Origin of the sequence: Microbacterium phycohabitans, assembly GCF_032464935.1 — a bacterium.
In the GTDB taxonomy this organism is placed as follows: Bacteria; Actinomycetota; Actinomycetes; order Actinomycetales; family Microbacteriaceae; genus Microbacterium; species Microbacterium phycohabitans.
In genome coordinates this window covers 283,252-305,022 of record NZ_JAWDIT010000003.1, presented here as the reverse complement: position 1 = coordinate 305,022, position 21,771 = coordinate 283,252, and the positions used below count along the sequence as shown (strand labels likewise).

Below are 21,771 nucleotides of genomic sequence, written 5' to 3'. Positions count from 1 at the left end.
CGTCTGGTGGACATTGGAGTCCACTAGATGGACACCACCTCGACCTCATCACGAAGGAGTGACGACGTGAGAACCAGACGCGTTCTGTGGAACGCCCTCGGCGTCGCCGCCACGGCGGCGCTCGTCGGCGTGGCCGCAGTGAACGCCAGCGGCTCGACCGCCGGCGTCGACCCCCGCGCCAAACTGACGATCATGGCCCCGGCGGCTCCCGGCGGCGGCTGGGACCTCGCGTCCCGGGAATCCCAGCAGGTGCTGCGCTCGACCGCGGTCGTGAACAACGCGCAGGTGGTGAACGTCCCCGGGGCGGGCGGCACGATCGGACTCGGCCAGTTCACGCAGCTCGGCGACGATCCGACGAACCTCATGATGACCGGCACGGTCATGGAGGGCGCCATCACGGTCAACGGGTCGGAGGCGACCCTCGGCGACACGACCCCGATCGCCCGGTTGGCCGAGGACTACATCGTCTTCATCGTGCCTGCGAACTCGCCGTTCCGGAACCTCGACGACTTCATCCAGGCGTGGCGCGCGGATCCGCACGGCCAGGCGGTCGGAGGAGGCGGTATCGGCGGCACCGACCATCTGCTGACCGGACTCACTGCGCAGGCCGCAGGGATCGATCCCGGTGAGGTCAACTACGTCTCGTACGCCGGCGGCGGCGAGGTGCTCACCGCGCTGCTCTCCAACACGGTGGCGATCGGCGTCAGCGGCTACAACGACTTCAGCGACCAGATCGAGGCCGGACGCCTCCGGCCCTCGCTGTCTCGGCGCAGGAGCCGGTGCCCGGCATCGACATCCCCACCTTCATCGAGCAGGGCGTCGACGTGAACCTGCCGAACTGGCGCGGCCTCGTGGCGCCTCCCGGCATCACCGACGCACAGCGCGACGAGCTCGTCTCCATCGTCGAGGAGATGGCCGCGACCCCCGAATGGGCCGAGGTGATGGAGCGCAACAGGTGGCGCGACGCGCTGCTGACCGGATCCGACTTCGCGGACTTCATCGCGCAGGACCAAGCGCGTGTGAACGCCATCATCGAGGAGTTGGGCCTGTGAGCGGCGTCATCCCCACCATCCCGCGGACGCACCGCGTCCGCACATCCGACGGCTTCTGGCGCCGCCGCTCCGGACTCGTCGTCCCGGCGGTGATGCTCGCGATGGGCGTCGCGCTCATCGTCGGCACGATCACGATGACCGTGCCGGCCACCGCCGCCCCTCCCGGCCCGCAGCTCTTCCCCGCCATCATCGCCGCCGCGGTGATCGTGCTCGCCGCCCTCCTCGCCATCGACATCCTGCGCCGGCCCGAGCCCATCGACGTGGCCGATGCGGATGCCGAGACCCCCGGCACCGACCCCGAGGCCGACGACGAGGCGATCCTCGCGACCCTCGAGGGCAGGGAACCGGAGGCGCCCCCCGTCCGCCCACGCAGCAACATCTGGGCCATGTTCGGCGCGGTCGGCACGGTCGTCGTGTTCATCGCGGCGCTCACCCCGCTGGGATGGCTGCTGTCCGGCGCGTTCCTGTTCTGGGGCATCGCGCGCTCGCTCGGCAGCCGCCGGCCCGTCTTCGACATCTTCCTGTCGCTGGCGATCTCCGCCCTCGTGCAGATCGCCTTCTCGGGAGGTCTCGGACTCAACCTGCCGCCCGGAATCCTGGAGGGACTCTTCTGATGGATGCTCTGGTCAACCTGGGGGAGGGCTTCGCGGTCGTCCTCACGCCCATCAACATGCTGTGGGTGCTGATCGGCGCCGTGCTCGGCACCGCCGTCGGCGTTCTGCCGGGCCTCGGTTCGGCGATGGCCGTCGCGCTGCTGCTGCCGGTCACCTTCTCGCTCGACCCGATCGGTGCGTTCATCATGTTCGCCGGCGTGCTCTTCGGTGGGCTGTTCGGTGACTCCATCGCCGGCATCCTCATGAACACCCCGGGTAACAGCACCGCGATCGCGGGGTCGATCGAGGGGCACCGGATGGCAAAGAGCGGCCGAGCCGCTCAAGCGCTCGCGACCTCGGCGATCGGCGCGTTCATCGGCGGGATCGTGGCATCCATCCTCGTGGTGTTCTTCGCACCTCGGCTGGCGGAGCTCGCGACCCTCTTCGGGCCCGCCGAATACCTCGCGCTCGCCGTCTTCGCCTTCGTCGCGATCTCCGCCGTGGTGACCGAGTCGGTCGTCCGCGGTCTCGCAGCCCTGGTGATCGGTCTGGCGATCTCGGTCGTGGGCATCGACGGCGCCTCAGGCACCTCGCGCTTCACCTTCGGCCTGCCGGAGCTGTTCGACGGCATCGACATCGTGGTGATCACGGTCGGTCTGCTCGCGCTGGGCGAGGTCTTCAGCGTCGCCGCGCGCCGCGGCACCCCCGACGAAACGAAGCTCCTGCCCTCGACCGGGCGGCTCTGGTTGTCGTTCCGTGAGCTCCGACAGGCCCTGCCCGCGTGGCTGCGCGGAACGGCGATCGGCATCCCCTTCGGCATCATCCCCGTCGGCGGATCCGAGGTGCCCACCTTCCTGTCATACGGCGCGGAGCGAAAGCTCGACGGCCGTCGCCGGAAGCCGATGTTCGGACGCGGGGCGATCCAGGGCGTTGCCGGCCCCGAGGCAGCCGGCAACGCCACGGCCGGAACGGCGATGGGCGCGCTGCTCGCGCTGGGTCTGCCGACCTCGGCGACCGCGGCGATCCTGCTCGCGGCCTTCCGCCAGTACGGTCTGCAGCCGGGACCGCTGCTGTTCGATCGCGCCCCCGACCTCGTGTGGGCGCTGCTGGCGAGCTTCTTCGTCGGCATGGTCGTCCTGCTCATCCTGAACCTGCCGTTCGCTCCGCTCTGGGCGAAGCTGCTGAAAGTCCCGCGCCACTACCTGTACGCCGGCATCACGGTCTTCGCGATGCTGGGCGTCTACGCCACCAGCAGCAAGATCCTGGACCTCGTCCTCGTCCTGGTGGTGGGCCTGCTCGGCTTCCTCATGCGCCGATACGGGCTGCCGGTCGCGCCGATGCTCATCGCGATCATCCTCGGCCCCTTGGCCGAGACCGAGTACCGTCGCGCGATGGCCGTGAGCGAGGGGGATCCCGGCATCCTGGTGTCGAGCCCCATCTCGATCACGCTGTACGCGGTGCTCGCGCTGGCGATCGTGGGCGTCGTCTTCACCCGCGTCCGCTCGGCCCGCCGCTCGAAGGTGGCGGCATGACGGATACGGATACGGATGCCGTGGCGCCGGGGCCGCTGACGGGTGTGACGGTGCTCGATCTGACGAACGTGCTCGCGGGGCCCTACGCGGCATACCAGCTCGCGCTGATGGGCGCTGACGTCATCAAGGTCGAGACACCGCACGGCGGCGACCTCGCGAGACGGCTCGGCACCTCGGCCGAGCTGAACGCGCGGCACCTCGGTATCTCCTTCCTCGCCCAGAACGCCCAGAAGCGTTCGATCACTTTGGATCTGAAGACCGAGGGGGGCGCGCAGGCGCTGCGTCGGCTCGTCGCCACCGCGGACGTGCTCGTGGAGAACTTCCGTCCCGGGGTCCTGGAGCGACTCGGCTTCGGGTGGGAGCAGCTGCACACCCTCAACACCCGGCTGATCCTGTGTCAGATCTCCGGCTTCGGGCAGACCGGTCCGATGCGGACGAAGCCGGCGTACGACCAGATCATCCAGGGCTATTCGGGCATGATGAGCGTCACGGGAACACAGGCGACCGGTCCGCTGCGTGCGGGGTTCCCCCTCGCCGACACGATCGGCGGGCTCGCCGCGGCTTTCGCCGTCTCGAGCGCACTGGCTGGTCGGGCCACCACCGGGGTCGGCAGCGTGATCGACGTGTCGATGCTCGAGACGGCAGTGACCGCGATGGGCTGGGTGGTGTCGAACCTCCTCGTCGACGGCCACGAGCCACTGCCTCTCGGCAACGACAACGGCACCGCGGCACCCTCGGGAGCGTTCGCCACCGGCGACGGGCTGCTCAACATCGCCGCGAACAAGCAGGAGCAGTTCGAGACTCTCTGCGCGCTCGTGGACAGGGCGGACCTCATCGTCGACCCGCGGTTCGCGGAACGCGAGAATCGCAAGGCCCATCGGGCGGCCCTGACGATCGAACTCGAGCACGCGCTCGCGGCGCGTGCCGCCACGGAGTGGGAGGACCTCTTGAGCTCGGCCGGGGTCCCCGCGGCGGCGGTCCTTCGTGTGGATCAGATGCTCGCGAGCCCGCAGATCCGCGATCGTGGACTCGTTCACGAACTGCCCTTCCCGGGGGGTGGTGGCGATCCGCTGCGGGTGCTCGGCAACGGCATCCGCATCGACGGCCGGATTTCCGCACCGCGCACCCCACCCCCCACGCTCGGTGAGCACACCGACGAGATCCTGGCGACGCTCGGCTACTCCGCCGACGACATCGCCGCCCTGTACGAGGAAGGCGCCGTATGACCGACGACGCGCTCGCAGCCGTCACCGCGTGGTGGGCGACCGCCATCACCCGCATCCAGCCGGGGGAGATCGCCTTCCGCGGTCGTCCGGTGCAGGACCTGATCGGCACGACGGGTTTCGTCGACACCATCTGGCTGCTCGTGACCGGCGGCGACCTCGAGCCCGCGCGCCGACGCCTGCTCGAGGCGACCCTGGTGGCCAGCGTCGACCACGGTCCTCAGGCGCCCTCCATCGCGAGCGCGCGCATGGCCGCCACGTGCGGCGTCGGCATCAACTCGGCGATGGCGAACGGCATCAACGTGCTCGGCGACACCCACGGCGGCGCCGGCCAGCAGTGCGTCGCACTGCTCGGCCGCATGGTGCGAGAGCATCGCGAGCACGGCCGCGACTGGGACGATCTCGCCGCCGACGAGATCGGGCGGTACCGCGCCCGCGGCGCTTTCGTCCCGGGCTTCGGGCACCGCTTCCATCCCGTTGATCCGCGCCGCAACCCGCTGCTCTCGCTGGTCGAGCAGGCCGCGGCGTCGGGCGACGTCGAGGGCGACCACCTCCGAGCCGGACTCGCGATCGAGCGCGCGCTCGCCTCGCGCGGCGTGCCGATGAACATCGACGGCATCTCGGCGACCGTGTACGGCGAGCTCGGCGTCGAGCCGGAGCTCGCGCGCGGGCTCTTCGTGCTCGCTCGATCCGTCGGCATCTTGGCCCACGCGTGGGAGGAGAGCAGCTCAGGTCGCCGCATCAAGGGTCCGCTGCCTCCGCCGCTGCTCGCCGACTACACCGGGCCGGACGTGCCCGAGCGATGACCAGCGGGGGATGAGCGGCGAGGCCCCCGGGGGAAGGATGCCGCTCGCGGAATAGATCGCCCGGCAACGTGGTTGCACGCGATATGACGGATGCCATCAAGATCGACGTGTGGAGTGACATCGCCTGCCCCTGGTGCTACATCGGCAAGCGCAACCTCGAGAACGGCCTGGCCGCCACGGCCGCCGATGACGACGCTCCCGTCGTCGAGATCGAGTACCACTCGTTCGAGCTCTCGCCCGACACCCCCGAAGACTTCGACGGGGGAGAGGTCGACTACCTCTCGCAGCACAAGGGCATCTCGCCCGAGTCCGCGCGCGAGATGCTCGACCGCGTCACCGGCGTCGCCGCCGACGCGGGACTCGCGTACCGCTTCGACATCCTCAAGCACACCAACACCGTGAAGGCGCACGAGCTGCTGCACTTCGCCAAGGAGAACGGCAAGCAGCTGGAGCTCGCCGAGCTGCTCATGTCGGCGTACTTCCTCGAGGGCAAGCACGTCGGTCGCGACGACGATCTCGTGCAGCTCGCGGCCGAGGTCGGTCTCGATGCGGATGCCGCGCGCGAGGCGCTCTCGTCGCAGCGTTACCGCGCCGCCGTCCGCGCCGACCAGGAGCAGGCCCGCCAGTTCGGCATCACCGGCGTGCCCTTCTTCGTGATCGACGGCAAGTACGGCGTCAGCGGCGCGCAGCCGGTGGAGGCGTTCACGCAGATCGCCCGTCAGGTCTGGGGCGAGCGTCGCGAGGTCGTCGAGACCGCCGACGCGTGACCCTTCCTCCCCATCCGGTGCCCGTTCCCGATCCGTTCGGGGGCGGGCACCGTGTCGTGCGACCGTCTGGGAGAATGAGACAGTGAATACGGCAATGGCTCCGACGCGAACGCTGCGCATCGGCAACATCGAACTCGACGCCCCCGTCGTGCTCGCTCCCATGGCCGGCATCACGAACACGGCGTTCCGTCGTCTGTGTCGCGAATACGGTGCCGGGCTCTACGTGAGCGAGATGATCACGACGCGCGCTCTGGTGGAGCGCAACGACACCACGATGCGCCTCATCCGCCATCACGAGTCCGAGACACCACGCTCGATCCAGCTCTACGGGGTCGACCCGGCGACGGTCGAGGCGGCGGTGCGCATGATCGTCGACGAAGACCACGCCGATCACATCGACCTCAACTTCGGCTGCCCCGTGCCGAAGGTCACCCGCCGCGGCGGGGGTGCCGCGCTGGCGTGGAAGACGTCGCTGTTCCGCGAAATCGTCGAGCGTGCCGTCACTGCTGCGGGCGACAAGCCGCTCACGGTCAAGATGCGCAAGGGCATCGACGCCGACCACCTCACCTACCTCGAGGCCGGCCGCATCGCCGAGGGGGCGGGTGTGGCATCCATCGCCCTGCACGCGCGCACGGCGAGCGAGTTCTACTCCGGTCACGCCGACTGGGCCGCGATCACGAAGTTGAAAGAGACCGTGACGAGTGTGCCGGTGCTCGGCAACGGCGACATCTGGTCCGCTGACGACGCCGTGCGGATGATGGACGAGACCGGCTGCGACGGTGTCGTCGTCGGTCGCGGCTGCCTCGGACGCCCGTGGCTCTTCGGCGACCTCGCACGTGCCCTCGGCGGCCCGGGCGCCGCGCACGGCGAGCCGGTCGACGCGACGCTCGGCTTCGTCGCGAAGGCGTTCCGGCGCCACGCCGAGCTGCTCGTGGAGTTCTTCGACGACGAGGGCCGCGGATGCCGCGACATCCGCAAGCACGTCGCGTGGTACTTCAAGGGCTACCCCGTCGGCGGCGAGCTGCGCGCGAGCCTCGCGACGGCCTCGACCCTCGACGAGATCGACGCGCTGCTGTCTACGATGGAGCTCGACGCCCCCTACCCGGGCGCCGCGGCCGAGGGTCAGCGCGGACGCGCCGGCACCCCGAAGCGCCCGGCTCTCCCCGATGGCTGGCTGGACTCCCGCGAGATCGGCGATGCCGCCGGTCGCGCCCTCGCCGATGCGGAGCTGCACCACAGTGGCGGCTGAGGTGGCGGTGACGACGGCCCGTCCCCTCGGGTACGAGGATGCGGACGCCGCCCGGTTCCACGTCGAACGGCATCGTTCCCAGCGCGACGACTTCGCCCGTGACCGTGCCCGCGTGCTGCACTCCGCCGCGCTGCGACGCCTCGCGGCCAAGACGCAGGTGCTGAGCCCGGCGAGCCCGGCCGACTTCGCCCGCAACCGCCTCACGCACTCCCTCGAGGTCGCGCAGGTGGGCCGCGAGCTCGCGACCGCCCTGCAGCTGTCTCCCGACGTCGTCGACACCGCCTGCCTGAGCCACGATCTCGGGCACCCGCCCTTCGGGCACAACGGCGAGCGGGCGCTCAACGAGTGGGCCGGCGACATCGGCGGTTTCGAGGGCAACGCGCAGACCCTGCGCATCCTCACGCGCCTCGAGCCCAAGGTGTTCGGCGTCGAGGGAGAACCGTTCGGTCTGAACCTCACGCGCGCGAGCCTCGACGCCACCTGCAAGTACCCCTGGACGGCCGACGAGCCCGTACCCGATCCCGGCGGACGCTTGAAGTTCGGTGTCTACCCCGACGACGAACCGGTGTTCCACTGGATGCGCGGGGGTGCACCCGCACGGCAGCGCTGCATCGAGGCCGAGGTCATGGACCTCTCCGACGACATCGCCTACTCGGTGCACGACTTCGAGGACGCGGTCGTCAACCGCTACGTCGACCCCGCGCGCCTGGCATCCCGCGTCGGCCGTGAAGGACTGCTCGACGCCATCCAGCGCTGGGTGGGCTACGACTTCGTCCGCGACGATCTGGCGGCGGGTCTCGAACGGCTCATGGCGATGCCGGAGTGGATCCATTCCTTCGACGGCACGCGCCCGGCGCTCGCGCGGCTGAAGAACCTCACGTCCGATCTCATCGGTCGCTTCGCGCGCGCGGCCACCGCCGCCACCCGCGAGGCCTACCCGGCCGACGCGCTGACGCGGTACCGCGCGAACGTCATCGTGCCCGGCGAGGTCGAGGTCGAGATGGCGGTGCTCAAGGGCATCATCGGCGCGACCGTCGTGTCGATCGACGGCCGCAAGGTGCTCTACCGCGAGCAGCGTCAGGTGCTCAAGCGCCTGGCATCCGCCCTGTGGGAGAACCCCGGCGCTCTCGACGCCCTGCACGCTCCCGATTTCGCCGCGGCGGCCGACGACGCCGCGCGCCGTCGCGTGGTGGTGGACCAGGTCGCGAGCCTCACCGATCAGCTCGCGATCTCGTGGCACGGCCGCCTGGTCGGCGAGGTGGATGCCGCCGAGCTCGGCGTCTGGGCTCCCGGCGCCCGAGCTTCGCGCGGAGCGGATGCCTGATGGCGGGTCGCATCCGTCAGGCCGACGTCGACGAGGTCAAAGCGCGGGTGAACATCGCCGACGTGATCGGCGAGCGCGTCGCGCTCAAGCCCGCCGGCGTCGGGTCGATGAAGGGGCTGTGTCCCTTCCACGACGAGCGCAGTCCGAGCTTCAACGTGCGGCCCCAGGTGGGCTACTACCACTGCTTCGGCTGCGGTGAATCGGGTGACGTCTACTCGTTCCTGCGTGCGATGGATCACGTGTCGTTCACCGAGGCGGTCGAGCGCATGGCGGCGCGCGTCGGGTACACGCTGCACTACGAAGACGGGGGAGCAGCTCCCGAGACGTCGGGACGCTCGCGGCTGTACGCCGCCAACGCCGCGGCGGCGGAGTACTTCCGCACGCAGCTGATGACCCCCGAGGCCGAGACCGGTCGCCGCTTCCTCGGCGACCGCGGCTTCGATGCCGGGGCGGCCGCGCACTTCGGCGTCGGGTACGCGCCCAAGGGCTGGTCGCACCTGCTCGACCACCTGACGGCGCAGAAGTTCACGCGCGACGAGCTCCTGCAGGCGGGACTCGTGTCGCAGGGTCAGCGCGGCGTCTACGACCGCTTCCGCGGGCGCCTGGTGTGGCCCATCCGCGACATCACCGGTCAGGTGATCGGCTTCGGCGCGCGCAAGCTCTACGACGACGACCAGGGCCCGAAGTACCTCAACACCCCCGAGACCCCGCTCTACAAGAAGACGCAGGTGCTCTACGGCCTCGATCTGGCCAAGCGCGACATCTCGCGCTCGCACCGCGTCGTGGTCGTCGAGGGGTACACCGACGTCATGGCCTGCCATCTCGCGGGAGTGACCACGGCGATCGCCTCGTGCGGCACGGCGTTCGGCAGTGATCACATCACGGTGCTCCGCCGCGTCATGGGCGACGACAGCAGCTCCGGAGAGGTCGTGTTCACCTTCGACCCGGATGCCGCGGGCCAGAAGGCGGCGCTGCGCGCCTTCGCCGATGAGAAGCGTTTCGCGGCGCAGACGTACGTCGCCGTCGCCCCCGAGGGCCTCGACCCGTGCGACCTGCGTCTCCAGCGCGGCGACGGCGCCGTGCGCTCGCTCATGGAGACCAAGGCCCCCATGTTCGAGTTCGTCATCGATCAGCGACTCAAGGACTTCAACCTCTCCAGCGTCGAGGGTCGCGCCGGCGCTCTCCACGCGGCGGCCCCGATCGTCGCCGACATCCGCGACCCCGCGCTCCGGCCGGGCTACGTGCGCGTGCTGGCCCGGCGTCTCGGACTCGACATCCCCGAGGTACAGGCCGCCGTCGAACGCGCCGCCCGCGGAGCCGATCGCGCCGAGAAGCGCGACGCGCAGCGCACCGCGGACCCGGCCCCCGTCGCCGTGTCGGTCACGATGGCCTCGCTGCCGCACACCCGCGACGTCGCCCTCGAGCGCGGGGCCATGATGGCCTTCCTGCAGTACGGGCACCGGATCGAGCCCGACCTGTTCCTGCGGGCGCTGCAGACCCCGTTCGGTCACCCGGCTCTCGAAGCGGTGCGCAGTTCCCTGGCATCCACGGACCTGTCGCAGCCCGGCTGGGCCGTGACGGCCGTCGAGGCGGTCCGTGAGCCGTTCCGCTCCCTCGCCGCCGAGCTGTTGACGGCCGAGTTCCCCGCGCGCACCGAGGAAGGCGCGGTGGCGTCGGCGAACGACCTCGCCCGCGGCCTGCTCGTGCGCGAGCTGCAACGCGAGAAAGACGAACTGCTGCGGGGGATCCAGCGCGTCCCGGCCGAATCCGAGGAGGGCCGGCGTCTTCGTCTGCGCCTTCGAGAACTGGATGCCGATCGGCAGCGACTCGTCGCGAGCTGAGGCCCACCGGGGCTACCGCACCGGCGTGTCGGGAGGAAGCCCCGCGACAGGGGACGCGATCCTCGGCGAGGATGGGAGCATGCCCCGGTCACTCGACACCGACGTCGCCCTCCGCACCGACGACCTCTCGCTCGCGCGCAGCGGCGTGCGCGTGATCGACGGCATCACCCTCACCCTGCCCGCCGGGCGCACGCTCGTCGTCCGCGGAGCGACGGGGGCGGGCAAGACCTCCCTCGTGTCGCTGCTGGCCGGTCACCCCGACGACGGCCTCGCGGTCGTCGGGGGAGACGCGCGCGTTCACGGCATCTCGGCGCGGCGTCCGGGCCGTGCCCGTCGGGAGTGGACCTTCCACACCGGCTACCTGCCTCAGGGGGCCGGTGCCGGACTGCCCTCCCGTCTCACCGTGCAGGACGTCATCGCCGAACCGATCACGAGCCGCGACCGCCGGGTCAACACGCGGGCTCTGGCCGTGCGCGTGGCGACGCTGCTCGACGAGATGGAACTGCCGCTGGGCACCGCGCCGAAGTACCCGTACGAGCTCAGCGCCGGCATGCGTCAGCGGGTCGCCCTCGCGCGTGCTCTCGTGCTGGAGCCGCGACTGTTCGTCGCCGACGACCTGTACGCCAACCTCGACGTCGAGGTGCGTGCCGCGGCGCGCGCCTCGATCATCCGCCGTCGCGACGAGCGGGGGATGGCGTCGCTGATCGTCACGAACGACGCCGACGCCCCGCGCGATCTGGACGCCGACGTGCTCGTGCTGCACGCCGGTCACGCGGTCGCCCTGGGGCACGGCGACAAGACCCTGCAGTGGACGCCGGACGGCACGCCCGAGCGACGGATTTCGGCCCGCTGATTTTTCCGCCACCCCCGTGTGCTGTTAGTATCGTGGGGTTGCCCGCCGCGAGGTGAGCATGATCCTCGGTAGCTCAATTGGCAGAGCAATCGGCTGTTAACCGATAGGTTCTTGGTTCGAGTCCAAGCCGGGGAGCCCGCAGAAGGCCCGACGTCCGCGTCGGGCCTTCGTCGTTTCACCCGACGGTGATCGGCAGGTCCTCATCCGAACGCGGCGGGTGGGCGACGAGCTCGCGCGCCTGTCCGGCATCGAGGTGCGTCGGGTACAGCGTCCGCGAGAAATTCCCCCGCGGATCCTCCTTCGCGCGGGGCAGCTCGATGGCCGCCGCGTCGATCAGCGCGAGAGTCGCGCGTCGTTGAGCGGGATTCATCGCGAGCTCGCCGCGGCGGCGCAGCAACAGGGGGACACGCAGCTTCTCCGGCCCCTCGAGGATGAGGAACAGCGATCGTGTCCCGCCGGTGATCATCGCGGTGGCGGTCACCCGGGCCGACGTCAACGCGCTTCCCGCGACGACCCGCGATCCGACTCGCACCCGCGCCGTTTCTGCGTCGATCCAGACGTCGGGGATCTGACGCAGCGCCCACACGGCGAGCCCCGCGACGACCGCGATCGCGCTGAGGCCGAGGAGGACGACGATCCCCGGCGGGGCGTCGCGGGCGGTCAGGATCATCAGAGGGACGACCTGCCAGGCGCCCCACACCCCGGCCACGAGGCCGGGCACCAGGAAGATCACCAGCGCACCGCGGTCGCGACGCGAAACGAGCACCCACCCCGCCGGGAGCGGCTCGTCGTCGGAAGCGGCATCCTCTTCTCTCCGTTCTCGACCGGTCGTGCGGGCGAGGACGATGCTCACGATGCCGAGGATCAGCAGGCCCACGCCCAGAGCTCCCAGGCGCACCGTGGCGCGTTCGGCGTCGCTCACTCCGAGCGAGAGCATCACGATGCCGAGGCCCCCGACGACCCCGACCCACCCCTGCACCCGCAGGAGACGGCGCGCTCGGCGGTGCGCCGCACTCCGGTCGGGGGCGCGGGGGGAAGGTGCGGCTTCCGGCTCCCACGACGAACGGGTCGCCCAGAGCATCGCGAGACCGGCGCCGGTGAGACCGACCGCGATCCCCAGGGCCGACAACAGACTCACTCCGCCGCCGGTGGGGAGGAAGGCGACGGATGCCGCCAGGACCGGCATCGAAACGATCGCGACGACGATCGCGGCTCTCCTCGGCGACATGGTTCCCCCCGCCCGGCAGTCAAGCGGTCTGCACGGCCGCCCGCGAGGGGTTGCGCTCCGGCCCTCGAGAAGGCGTGATCCGGGGCGGCGGGTGTCCCGCGTCGACGCGTGGCCGCGCCAGGGGCAGCGATCGTGAATCCGCCAACGGTTCCGTGGAGAGACCAGCGGACGCGATCACGCCGACGTCGACTCAGGGCGCGCCGGGGCCGCCCTTCCCGTTTCCGTTGGCCTTGCCGTTCGCTCCGCCGTTTCCCGCGCCGTTGCCCACTCCGTTTCCCGCGCCGTTCGCGGGGCCGTTACCGCGGCCCGATGCCGGTCCACTGCCGGCATCCGCTCCCGGGCCGACCCCCGGTTCCGCTGCGGGTCCGGAACCGGATGCGGACGGCTCGACGGGGGCGGGCTCGAGGGGGACGACCTCGACGGGGGTCTGGTCCACCGGCGTCTGGTCGACCGAGACCGGGGCAGCCGGAGCCTGTCCGGAAGAGACATCGGTTGTAGTGTCGACCGCCGACTCGACGGGGATGTCGACGGGCGTCTCCGAGGGCGCCGGGGCAGAGGTCTCTGCGACGAGCGACGGCGTCGGAGACGGAACGCTCCCGCTGGCGGGAACGCTGCCCGAGCCCGTGAACGAGAACGCCACGAGATGCCCGCCGAGGACCACGGCCGCGGCCGTCCCGACACCGGCCCATGCCCAGCGGCGTCGACGCGTCGGGGACGCGGGCGCTGCGTCCGGCGTCGCTCGGGAGCCGCTCGACGTCGCATCGCCAGCCGTCGCCGGTGACAGCAGGGCCGCCGTCGGCTCAGACGGTCGCTCCGTGGAGACACCGGCGGCGATCGCGGCAGCCGGCAGCCCGAGATCGATCCACGCGGCGTCGTCCACCACGGTCACCGGCCCCGTGTCGACCGCGACCGTCTCACGGCCCGCCGCCAGCTCGACGGCCTGCTCGGCCACGGCGGTGGCCGACGGCCGGGCGGCGGGATCGTGCGCCGTCATCGCCGACAGCAGTGATCTCCACGCGTACCCGAGCGATGCCGGGACGTCCGGCTGACGCGCGAGCCGCGCGAGAAGCGTCTCCTGCACCGAACCGCCGCCGAACGGATGCAGGCGCGTGAGCGCCTCGATTGCCAGCAGGCCGAGCGCGTACACGTCCGAGGCCGGCTGCGGCGGTTCGCCGCGCACCTGCTCGGGCGCGAGGTAGGCCGCGGTGCCGATGACCGTTCCGGGGGTCGTCAGCCGCGTGGCATCCACGAGGTGGGCGACACCGAAGTCGGCCAAGACGGCTTCCATACCGCGGTCCGTTCCGCGCACGGGCCGGAGGAGGACGTTCGAGGGCTTGATGTCACGATGCACGATCCCGGCTTCGTGCACGACGGCGAGGGCTGCGGCGAGGTCGGCCACGATTCCGGCGACGTCCGCGGGTGCGAGAGCTCCCCGCTCGATGCGCCGCTGGAGGGAGGGCCCGTCGATGAGCTCCATCACCAGGTACACGTGATCGCCGGTGTCGAGGCGGGCGTCGTAGAGCGTCACGAGCGACGGATGGTCGAGGGCGGCCAGGGCCCGTGCTTCCGCCATCCGCCGCAGCGACTCGGCCTCGTCGGTGCGGTCGGCGAAGAAGATCTTCACGGCGACGTCACGACGCAGAACCTCGTCGCGCGCCCGGAAGACCCGCCCCATGCCCCCCGCGCCGATGCGCTCGGCGAGCACGTAACGTCCGCCGAGGATGTCACCGGCGTGGGGCATCGTCAGGTCGGGAGCGTGGCTCATCGGTTCCTTCACACGGGGTGCCGCGAGGGCATGCAGCGGGCGGCGTCGGGCGACATCCACCGGTTCGAACGCTACGGCCCTTCGCCGCTGCCGCGTCGGGGGTAGCGGGCGACGAGGGGGACGCCCATAATGGCGGCTCGTTCAGTTTGCGTCGCCGCCGTCGCTCGACCACACCGCTCGCGCGCCGCTGTCGCCGACCTGCACGACGGAGTACGTGGTCGCGCCGGACACGACGACGGCCACCACGGCGATGGCGATCGTCGCCACCCTCGCGCCGGGACGCGCCGAGCGCGTGGGCTCGCCGGCGCGCCGTGCCCGCAACCGGAACCTTAGCCACTGACCGACGGCGACGACGAAGAGCCCGATCGCCCACGGAAGCAGCTGATCGCCCAGCTCGGTGTGTCGCTCGAGCACGGCCGAGGCCGGCACCTGGCGCTCCAGCGCCTCTCCCGCCTCCTTCGCCAGCGGTACGAAGACGAGTGCGACGAGCGCGACGAGCGGAGTCAGGATGCCGAGCCGCCGGCGGGCCGCCGGCCACACGCTTCCGACGACCACCATGAGGGCCGCGAGGGGGATGAGCACGACGACGGCGTGAACGAGCAACGGGTGGGCGGGGAGCCCCGCGATCTGCCACATGCGCTCATCGAAGCACTGCGATGTCGCCGTTCTCGGGGCTTGCGCGCGAGCGGCTGAGGTGCTGCGCATCCGTTGCGCGACGCCACGGATATGGGAGCGCTTCCACTAAGCTCGCTCCGGCCGTCTGCATCGGTCGGAAGGGATCCCCGTGACCGTTGGTGTCTCGCGCGTGCGCCGCGACCTGCAGGGGCTGCGGGCGATGGCCGTGCTCGCCGTCATCGCCACCCATCTCACGGGCTGGCCCCGAGGAGGATTCGTCGGCGTCGATGTGTTCTTCGTCCTCTCGGGGTTCCTCCTCACGGGCATCCTCCTCGACGATCTGCGCGCCGAGGGGACGGTGCGGCTCGCGGCGTTCTTCGGCCGGCGGATCAAGCGCCTGGTTCCCGCGTCCGCGCTCGTCCTGGGCACGGTCGTGGCGATCGCCTTCGCGCTGTTCTCCGCCCCCCGCGCCGATCGCACCGTCGGCGACGCGCTGGCGGCCGCGGGACTGGTGTCGAACTGGCGCTTCGGTCTCGAGGGTCGTGACTACTTCGCCACCGGCGACGTCTCGCCGTTGCAGCACTTCTGGTCGCTGTCGGTCGAAGAACAGTACTCCCTCGCCTGGCCGCTCCTCTTGCTGCTGGCGGTGGCCCTCCTCCCCGCAGCGGCACGGCGCGGACGGGGTGCGCGTGTGACGGTCGCTCTCCTCGCACTCGCGGTGGTCGTGGCATCCGGGGCCGCTGCGGTGATGCTGACCCCCGTCGACCCGTCTCTGGCGTACTTCTCCACCCTCACACGCGGGGGAGAGCTCGCCGTGGGGGCGGTGCTCGCGACGGGCGCAGGGCTGCTGTCGCGGATCCCGACGGTGATCGGCGGTGCGGCCGCCTGGGTCGGCGTGGGCATCATCGTCACGGCGTTCTTCGTGGTGGATCCTGCGGGTCCCTTTCCCGCTCCCTGGGCGGTGCTGCCCGTGGTCGGGGCGGCGTTGGTGATCGCCGGCGGGGTGGCGGGAGATCCACGGCACCGCCACCTCTTCGTGCTGACGAACCCCGCGTCGGTCGCCGTCGGCGACATGTCCTACTCGCTGTATCTCTGGCACCTGCCGGTCATCGTCTTCGCGAGCGTCGTCCTGACGCCGGGGCCGGCGGCCCTGGGCATCACCGCGCTCGTGATGGTCGTGCTCGCCGTCGCGACCTTCCTCGGCGTCGAGCAGCCGCTCCACCGTCTGCCGTGGCCGCGGGAGCGACGGGTCGCCGAACCAACGGCCCCCGCGGCCGCTCCCGCGCGCCGCCCGTCGATCACGGCCGCGCCGAGCGTTCCCGTGAGCCGTCCGTCCGCTCCCTCCTCGCCGTCCGCCCCCGCCGGGCTGGCCGCCCGTGCCGGCGCTCTCTCCTCGCGCCCCGCCGGATGGGTCCCCGGTCAGAGGTACTACCCGGGCGCGCGACCGGCCGCCCACGCGGCGGTCGCCCCCGCAGCCCCTCCCGCGTCGGCGGAAGTCCCGGCCGCGCCGCGGCACGGTGTTGCGACACAGCTCGCGTCCCCGGCACCGACAGCGCCGCACCCGTCGACCGCGCGTCCGTCAGCTACGGCCCCGGTCGACGCCCCGCCTGAGGCCGAACCCTGGTCGTCATGGCGCGCACGCTTCGCCCCCCGCGCGGGAGCGGCCCTCGCCACTCTCGTCATCGGGGCCGGGGCGACCGTGCTCGCGGTGTTCGCGGCGTACGGCGCTCCCACGCTCCCGGACGTGCCCGTCGCCGCTCCCGCCGCGGCCGAGGTCGACGCCGCGGCCGGTGACGCCCTCGCCGCCCTGCAGAGCGACCTCGCCGCGGCGACGACGGCGAGCACCTGGCCCACGCTGCACCCGTCGCTGGACGAATCCCTGCGCGACTCGTCGTCCGCGAACAGGGCGCACGACTGCTTCACCCCCGACCGCGTCCCCGATTCGGGCGGTTGCACGTGGGGCGACGCCGGCGCCGCGCACCATCTCTATCTGGTGGGCGACTCCAGCGCGATGGCGTATGCGCCCGCGTTCGCGCGTCTCGCCGACGAGAGCGGCGGCGCCTGGCGCGTCACCACGGTCGGGATGTACGGATGCCGCTTCACCGACGTCCTGATCGAGAGCCGCGACCCGTCGGTCACGGCCGGTTGCACGGCGCGCAAGAGCGACGTGGCGGCGATGGTGGCGTCCGACCCCGCCGACCTGCTCGTAGTGTCGAACGCGTTCACGCTCGCGCGGACGGTCGACGGGCGCGATCTCGACGCCGCGGAGCTGGCATCCGCCACCGCCCGGGAAGTCGCGGGATGGGCGCCGCCGGGCAGGACCGTGTACCTCTCACCGCCACCGCACGGCGCCGACCTGGGCCGCTGCTACTCGCCGGTCACCGGCCCCGGAGCGTGCCTCTCCGCCGTCGACGACGTCTGGAACGCCATGGAGGCCGCGAGCGAGGCGCAGGCCGCGCTGACCGGTGACGCGGCGGTCAGCGCCCTGCCCTTCACCTGTTGGCAGGACGTCTGTCCGGCCTTCGCCGGTGATACCCCACTGCGTTACGACGACATCCACGTGACGCCGGCCTTCGCCGAGCGCCTCACCCCGATCCTGCGCGGCGAACTGGCGGCTCGCGGTCTGTACTGACCGTCTCGGGGGCCGCACGCACGCCCGGCTCGGCATCGGCGCGGGAGCACCCCCGCCCGCGGCGCGGCCGTCCGGCGGCCCGGAGGAGTCCGGTCACCGCCGACCCCGCGCACCGCGCCCCGCGGTCGGGGCCGTCACGCGTCGATGTCGTCGACGCCCGGCATCCACGAGGCGCCCGGCTTGCCCCACTTGCGCTTCTTCGCGATCTTGGCGACCACGCGCGCGTCTTCGTCGTCGAGACGGTCGACGTACAGGATGCCGTCGAGGTGGTCGAACTCGTGCTGCAGGATGCGCGCGCGCCAGCCCGTCACCTCGATCCGCACGGCATGACCGTCGAGATCGGTGCCCGTGAGCAGCGCGGCCTCGGACCGACGCAGTGGGAAGCGTTCGCCGGGGAACGACAGGCACCCCTCGCTCTCGTCGTCGGGGTCGGGGTAGCCGGGCTCGAGCGGGTGGATCCACAGCTCCGGGTTGATGACGACGCCGCGCCACGGTTGACCCTCGTCGTCCTCGTACGTGTAGGTGAAGATGCGCAGGCCCACGCCCACCTGGGGCGCGGCGAGCCCGACGCCGGGGGCGGCATCCATCGTCTCGAACATGTCGGCGACGAGCTGGCGCACCTCATCGGTGATCTCGTCGACGCGGGCGGCGGGTGCGTGCAGCACGGGATCACCCATGATGCGGATCGGGAGTACGGCCACGTCACCAGCCTATCCAGGGGGCGGGCGGCTATCGTCGAGGGGTGATCCCGCTCGATGCCACTCTCAGCGACGGAATCGACCAACTCGTCGGTGTCTTCCGCGACCCGCGGATCCTCCTCGGTATCCCGCTGGCCCTGCTGGGCGCGGTCTTCATGTCGTTCGGGGCGCAGTACCAGCACCGCGGCGTGCAGAAGGTCGAGCGCCTGTCGGGCAAGACCACCGGCGGTCTCTCGCGTCGTCAGCTCACCTCGCTCCTGACGCGGCCGTCGTGGGTGGCGGGGACGCTGATGCTGGGCCTGGCGATCGTCTGCCAGCTCTCCGCGCTCTCGGTGGCGCCGCTGATCCTCGTGCAGCCCCTCGGCGCGATCGCGCTCGTGATCACCACGGTCCTCAACGCCCGCGTGTCGCGCCACAAGCCGACGAGGCAGTCGCTCCTCGCGATCGCGCTGTGCGTCGGCGGCATCTTCATCTTCGTCACGATCGCGGCCTTCTTCGCGACCGAGCACGTCATCACCGAGCGCGAGCTGTTGATCATCCTCGGCATCCTGCTCGTGGTCGTGATCGTGTTCGGCGTCTTCTGGGTGCTCGTGCGCCGTCGCGCGCAGGCGCTGTTCTACATCATGGCCGCGGGCGTCATCTACGGCTTCGTCGCGACGCTGGCGAAGGTCGTCATCAGCCGCGCGCAGGCCGGCAACTTCGAGTGGTTGACGCTGCTGTGCCTGGTCGCGCTGCTGGCCGCGGTGGCCGTGGGCGCGTACTTCGTGCAGACCGCCTACTCGGTGGGCCCGCCCGATCTCGTCATCGCGGGCCTGACCGTGATCGACCCGATCATCGCGGTGCTTATCGGCCTGCTCGTGCTCGGAGAGGCGTCGACGGCGCCCGCCTGGGCGCTGATTGGCTTCGTCATCGCCGGCGCGATCGCCACCTGGGGCGTCATCCAGCTCACCAAGCACCACCCTCAGATCACGGCCGACGGCAAGAACGCCCAGCCCCGCGTGCACTGACGAGCACGCACGTGATCGCCGACGGCCGCGTCTCCCTGCCACGCGGGTTCCCGGCCGCGACCGTCGCGCGTGCGTACTTCGCACTGCAAGCGCTCGCCGGCGGCGCCTGGTGGGTGGGCGTCTTCACCGTCCCCGTCGTACGGACGACGACCCTGGGGGAGCTCGACCCCGTCGCCGTGGCCGTGCTCGACGTCCCCCTGTTCGTCGTCGCCTCCGCTCTCGCGGCGGTCCTGCCGCTTCGCGCGGCACGCTGGGCCGCCGGTACGGCGACGGCGTGGACGCTGGCGGTGACGGTCCTGCTCGCGACGTATGCCACCGTGACGACCCTCGCCGGATGGGGCGTCGTGCTCATGATCGCCGCCAGCGTCGCCTCGGTGGGAGCGGTGTTCCTCCTCGTGCTCGGGCGCGTGCCGACCGAGTGGCTGCTGGTGGGCCCCTTCGCCTTCCGTCGCGCGCGTCCGGGCCGGAGCCCCCTCGCGCACGTCGCGGCCACGGCCGCCCAGATCGTCGTGTTCTGGGGCCTCTTCCTCGTCGTGCTGCCCGTGATCATCCGCGCCCTCGAGGAGCGGTGGCGGCTGGTTCTGCCCCTGCCCGCCGCGGTGGACGTCGTCGGCATCGTGGTCGTGGTGGCCGCGAGCGCCCTCGGTCTGTGGTCGGCGGCCGCGATGACGGTCGAGGGAGACGGCACGCCCCTGCCCTCAGCCATGCCGAACCGCCTGGTGGTGGCGGGTCCGTACCGCTTCGTCCGCAACCCGATGGCGCTCGCGGGTATCGCGCAGGGGGTCGGCGTCGGGCTGCTGATGTCGTCGTGGATGGTCGTCGTCTACGCCCTCGCCGGATCCCTCGTGTGGAACTACGCGATCCGCCCTCACGAAGAGGCCGACCTCGTCAGGGCCTTCGGCGACGAGTACCGCGCCTACGCGCGTGCCGTACGGTGCTGGATCCCGCGCCTTAGGCCGGTGGGCTCGGGGCGCTAGAACCGCGTGTCCGGCGTGCTCGGACGGCGGCGGCCGTCGTCGACCGCTTTCGAGATCGGCGGACGGATGCCGGTAGGCTCGTCTTCGCTGGGGGCGGTGGCCAAGCTGGTCAAGGCAGCGGGCTCATAACCCGACGATCGTGGGTTCAAGTCCCACCCGCCCTACTCCTCTCTCCGCCGTGGACCCGATCGCCGATGTCGGAGGTCGACGCTACGGTCGGGCGCGTGGCGGAGAGAGTGCAAGCCTGGTGGGCCCGACGACAGTGGTCCAAGGGCCTCGACGTGCCCTATCCCGTGGGTGCGTATCGCGAGGCCTGGGCGGCGTTTCCGGCGCTGGTGCGGCAGTACCACCCCGACCTCAACCACGGCATCGCGCTGAGCCAGATCCCGCCGGCCGCCGAGGTTCTGCTGCTGTGGCAGTGCGACGCGGGGCATCGCTTCGCCGCCACCCCGACCGAGCAGCGGCTGCGCCCCGGTCGCGAGCGGCGTCGGAGCGCGTGGTGCCCCGACTGCAGCGAGTCGGCCAGACCCACGCGGACGATCGCTCTGCCGATGCGCGATGACGTGACGCAACCGGCGACCTCCGACGCCGCCGTCCTGCGGGCACGCCGCGCCCCGCGCCCGCGCCGCCTTTGCGACAAGACGCCCGCCGCGGCCGTCGGCGAGGCCTTCGTATCGGTGTGCGCCCCGAAGCCGGCGTCGGCGGTCGAAGGTCGGCTGCGCGCCGACCTGCGCGAACGCCTCTCGCTGAGCGAGGGGTTCAACGCCGTGCGCGTGGCGCGCCCGTTCTACGACCATCTCGAAGTGTGGCCCGATCTGGTCTTCCCCGAGTTGCGCGTTGCCGTCGAGTACGACTCGATCGGTCGTCACGGTCTCGAGCACGTGGGCCGGCGGGAGGAGTCCGACCGGCGGAAAGATCGCGCGCTCCGTGCGGCGGGGTGGGAGGTCGTGCGGGTGCGCACCGGCGCCCTCGAGCCGCTCGGCCCGCACGACCTGCGGCTCGCGACGTGGAATCGTCGGGCGGTCGACCTCCTCATCGACGTGTTCCGCGGCATCCGGGGCCCGCTCCTCGTGGATGCGTATCTCCGGTGAAGGGATGCCGAGGGCGCGGGTCCGATGCCGAGGCGGCATCGCCGCTGCGTGGGAGTCAGCGCCGGCCGGACGCGCGGTCCCACTCCAGGGAGCGGAACTGCAGGTACATGCACAACCGCGCCGCGTCGAGCACCACGGAAGCGACGGCCCCCAGTTCGAGGGCGCTGAGGACGGAGTCCGTCTCGCGGCCGGGGATGGTGAGCTCCCACAACGGATCGTTCACACCCCGCGGCTGCATGTACACCAGGAGGGCGGAGTCCTTGGGGTGCATGACGACGAGACCGGTGTCGAGCTCGTCCTCCCCGTCCTGCGGGATGACCTCCACGCGGGCACCGTTCAGGCTGACCGTCTCGAGATAGTCGTCGACCCACGATCGCAGGAGTTCCCGGCTGCGCCGCGGCGGGAAGCCGACGTCTGTGCTCACCGGTTCATCATCGCATCGCCGGCGGGCCGCCCGGCGTCATCAGGGCCGCCGCCCCGTCCTTGGCGGAGACGGATCCGCGCCCCCTCACCGCCGA

At 71.5% G+C, this 21,771-nt stretch carries 20 protein-coding genes and 2 tRNA genes; 17 read left to right on the top strand and 5 right to left on the bottom strand.

The features are described 5' to 3' along the window. The first annotated feature begins 66 nt into the window (after window positions 1-66). The 12 genes from RWH44_RS10020 to RWH44_RS09965 all read left to right on the top strand — a co-directional run bounded on the left by RWH44_RS10020 (window position 67) and on the right by RWH44_RS09965 (window position 11,375). Window positions 67-828, top strand: a complete 762-nt coding sequence (locus RWH44_RS10020) for a Bug family tripartite tricarboxylate transporter substrate binding protein (protein ID WP_316004461.1) — start codon at window positions 67-69, stop codon at window positions 826-828. Then, on the top strand, window positions 780-1,052 hold the full coding sequence (locus RWH44_RS10015; RefSeq protein ID WP_316004460.1) for a tripartite tricarboxylate transporter substrate-binding protein: 273 nt from the start codon (window positions 780-782) through the stop codon (window positions 1,050-1,052). The genes RWH44_RS10020 and RWH44_RS10015 overlap by 49 nt, the downstream gene beginning before the upstream one ends. Continuing rightward, window positions 1,049-1,666 carry a tripartite tricarboxylate transporter TctB family protein gene (locus tag RWH44_RS10010; protein WP_316004459.1) on the top strand — a complete coding sequence of 206 codons (618 nt, stop codon included), beginning with the start codon at window positions 1,049-1,051 and terminating at the stop codon, window positions 1,664-1,666. Before RWH44_RS10015 ends, RWH44_RS10010 begins: the two co-directional genes overlap by 4 nt. Continuing rightward, a complete protein-coding gene (locus tag RWH44_RS10005) occupies window positions 1,666-3,177 on the top strand; it encodes a tripartite tricarboxylate transporter permease (RefSeq protein ID WP_316004458.1) in 1,512 nt (503 codons plus the stop codon). Before RWH44_RS10010 ends, RWH44_RS10005 begins: the two co-directional genes overlap by 1 nt. Next, complete coding sequence (locus RWH44_RS10000) at window positions 3,174-4,403, top strand: CaiB/BaiF CoA transferase family protein (protein ID WP_316004457.1); 1,230 nt, start codon at window positions 3,174-3,176, stop codon at window positions 4,401-4,403. The genes RWH44_RS10005 and RWH44_RS10000 overlap by 4 nt, the downstream gene beginning before the upstream one ends. Then, on the top strand, window positions 4,400-5,206 hold the full coding sequence (locus RWH44_RS09995; RefSeq protein WP_316004456.1) for a citryl-CoA lyase: 807 nt from the start codon (window positions 4,400-4,402) through the stop codon (window positions 5,204-5,206). The genes RWH44_RS10000 and RWH44_RS09995 overlap by 4 nt, the downstream gene beginning before the upstream one ends. Before the next feature lie 83 nt (window positions 5,207-5,289). Next, window positions 5,290-5,973: a DsbA family oxidoreductase gene (locus tag RWH44_RS09990; protein ID WP_298872636.1), complete on the top strand. Its 684-nt coding sequence runs from the start codon at window positions 5,290-5,292 to the stop codon at window positions 5,971-5,973. A gap of 94 nt (window positions 5,974-6,067) precedes the next feature. Then, window positions 6,068-7,222 (top strand): tRNA dihydrouridine synthase DusB, encoded by a 1,155-nt coding sequence (gene dusB / locus RWH44_RS09985; protein WP_316004455.1) that lies wholly within the window; start codon window positions 6,068-6,070, stop codon window positions 7,220-7,222. Continuing rightward, window positions 7,194-8,546: a deoxyguanosinetriphosphate triphosphohydrolase gene (locus tag RWH44_RS09980; RefSeq protein ID WP_316004454.1), complete on the top strand. Its 1,353-nt coding sequence runs from the start codon at window positions 7,194-7,196 to the stop codon at window positions 8,544-8,546. Before dusB ends, RWH44_RS09980 begins: the two co-directional genes overlap by 29 nt. Further along, window positions 8,546-10,387 (top strand): DNA primase, encoded by a 1,842-nt coding sequence (gene dnaG, locus RWH44_RS09975; protein WP_298872642.1) that lies wholly within the window; start codon window positions 8,546-8,548, stop codon window positions 10,385-10,387. The genes RWH44_RS09980 and dnaG overlap by 1 nt, the downstream gene beginning before the upstream one ends. Before the next feature lie 79 nt (window positions 10,388-10,466). Beyond that, on the top strand, window positions 10,467-11,240 hold the full coding sequence (locus tag RWH44_RS09970; protein ID WP_316004453.1) for an ATP-binding cassette domain-containing protein: 774 nt from the start codon (window positions 10,467-10,469) through the stop codon (window positions 11,238-11,240). A 62-nt stretch (window positions 11,241-11,302) separates the two neighbouring features. Then, window positions 11,303-11,375 (top strand) — tRNA-Asn (locus RWH44_RS09965). A 40-nt stretch (window positions 11,376-11,415) separates the two neighbouring features. Here RWH44_RS09965 and RWH44_RS09960 read toward each other — a convergent pair. From RWH44_RS09960 to RWH44_RS09950, 3 genes are all read right to left on the bottom strand, one after another. Next, entirely contained in the window at window positions 11,416-12,468 is a 1,053-nt protein-coding gene (locus RWH44_RS09960) for a hypothetical protein (protein ID WP_316004452.1), read from the bottom strand. Window positions 12,469-12,658: 190 nt separating this feature from the next. Next, entirely contained in the window at window positions 12,659-14,233 is a 1,575-nt protein-coding gene (locus tag RWH44_RS09955) for a serine/threonine-protein kinase (protein WP_316004451.1), read from the bottom strand. A 141-nt stretch (window positions 14,234-14,374) separates the two neighbouring features. Further along, window positions 14,375-14,869 (bottom strand): DUF2231 domain-containing protein, encoded by a 495-nt coding sequence (locus tag RWH44_RS09950; protein WP_316004450.1) that lies wholly within the window; start codon window positions 14,867-14,869, stop codon window positions 14,375-14,377. Between the two features lie 148 nt (window positions 14,870-15,017). Here RWH44_RS09950 and RWH44_RS09945 point away from each other — a divergent pair, with 148 nt between their 5' ends. After that, window positions 15,018-17,480 carry an acyltransferase family protein gene (locus tag RWH44_RS09945; protein ID WP_316004449.1) on the top strand — a complete coding sequence of 821 codons (2,463 nt, stop codon included), beginning with the start codon at window positions 15,018-15,020 and terminating at the stop codon, window positions 17,478-17,480. A gap of 134 nt (window positions 17,481-17,614) precedes the next feature. On the opposite strand, the gene def is transcribed toward RWH44_RS09945, so the two are convergent. Then, window positions 17,615-18,181: a peptide deformylase gene (gene def, locus RWH44_RS09940; protein WP_076675679.1), complete on the bottom strand. Its 567-nt coding sequence runs from the start codon at window positions 18,179-18,181 to the stop codon at window positions 17,615-17,617. A gap of 41 nt (window positions 18,182-18,222) precedes the next feature. Here def and RWH44_RS09935 point away from each other — a divergent pair, with 41 nt between their 5' ends. From RWH44_RS09935 to RWH44_RS09920, 4 genes are all read left to right on the top strand, one after another. Continuing rightward, window positions 18,223-19,185, top strand: a complete 963-nt coding sequence (locus tag RWH44_RS09935; RefSeq protein ID WP_298872663.1) for a DMT family transporter — start codon at window positions 18,223-18,225, stop codon at window positions 19,183-19,185. A gap of 35 nt (window positions 19,186-19,220) precedes the next feature. After that, window positions 19,221-20,162, top strand: a complete 942-nt coding sequence (locus RWH44_RS09930; RefSeq protein ID WP_437127289.1) for a methyltransferase family protein — start codon at window positions 19,221-19,223, stop codon at window positions 20,160-20,162. 90 nt (window positions 20,163-20,252) lie between these two features. Further along, window positions 20,253-20,326, top strand: a tRNA-Ile gene (locus RWH44_RS09925). A 60-nt stretch (window positions 20,327-20,386) separates the two neighbouring features. Then, the gene (locus tag RWH44_RS09920; protein WP_316004447.1) at window positions 20,387-21,253 is read left to right on the top strand and encodes a zinc-ribbon domain-containing protein; all 867 of its coding nucleotides are present in this window, start codon (window positions 20,387-20,389) and stop codon (window positions 21,251-21,253) included. Between the two features lie 55 nt (window positions 21,254-21,308). Here RWH44_RS09920 and RWH44_RS09915 read toward each other — a convergent pair whose 3' ends face one another. Next, window positions 21,309-21,677: a hypothetical protein gene (locus tag RWH44_RS09915; RefSeq protein ID WP_316004446.1), complete on the bottom strand. Its 369-nt coding sequence runs from the start codon at window positions 21,675-21,677 to the stop codon at window positions 21,309-21,311. Between the last annotated feature and the right edge of the window lie 94 nt (window positions 21,678-21,771).

What these genes read in the sequence shown, in the direction of transcription:
- RWH44_RS10005 (WP_316004458.1), top strand. Translation starts at nt 1,666, where the DNA reads ATGGATGCTCTGGTCAACCTGGGGGAGGGCTTCGCGGTCGTCCTCACG.
- RWH44_RS10000 (WP_316004457.1), top strand. Translation starts at nt 3,174, where the DNA reads ATGACGGATACGGATACGGATGCCGTGGCGCCGGGGCCGCTGACGGGT.
- RWH44_RS09995 (WP_316004456.1), top strand. Translation starts at nt 4,400, where the DNA reads ATGACCGACGACGCGCTCGCAGCCGTCACCGCGTGGTGGGCGACCGCC.
- RWH44_RS09990 (WP_298872636.1), top strand. Translation starts at nt 5,290, where the DNA reads ATGACGGATGCCATCAAGATCGACGTGTGGAGTGACATCGCCTGCCCC.
- dusB (WP_316004455.1), top strand. Translation starts at nt 6,068, where the DNA reads ATGGCTCCGACGCGAACGCTGCGCATCGGCAACATCGAACTCGACGCC.
- RWH44_RS09980 (WP_316004454.1), top strand. Translation starts at nt 7,194, where the DNA reads ATGCGGAGCTGCACCACAGTGGCGGCTGAGGTGGCGGTGACGACGGCC.
- dnaG (WP_298872642.1), top strand. Translation starts at nt 8,546, where the DNA reads ATGGCGGGTCGCATCCGTCAGGCCGACGTCGACGAGGTCAAAGCGCGG.
- RWH44_RS09970 (WP_316004453.1), top strand. Translation starts at nt 10,467, where the DNA reads ATGCCCCGGTCACTCGACACCGACGTCGCCCTCCGCACCGACGACCTC.
- RWH44_RS09960 (WP_316004452.1), bottom strand. Translation starts at nt 12,468, where the DNA reads ATGTCGCCGAGGAGAGCCGCGATCGTCGTCGCGATCGTTTCGATGCCG.
- RWH44_RS09955 (WP_316004451.1), bottom strand. Translation starts at nt 14,233, where the DNA reads ATGAGCCACGCTCCCGACCTGACGATGCCCCACGCCGGTGACATCCTC.
- RWH44_RS09950 (WP_316004450.1), bottom strand. Translation starts at nt 14,869, where the DNA reads ATGTGGCAGATCGCGGGGCTCCCCGCCCACCCGTTGCTCGTTCACGCC.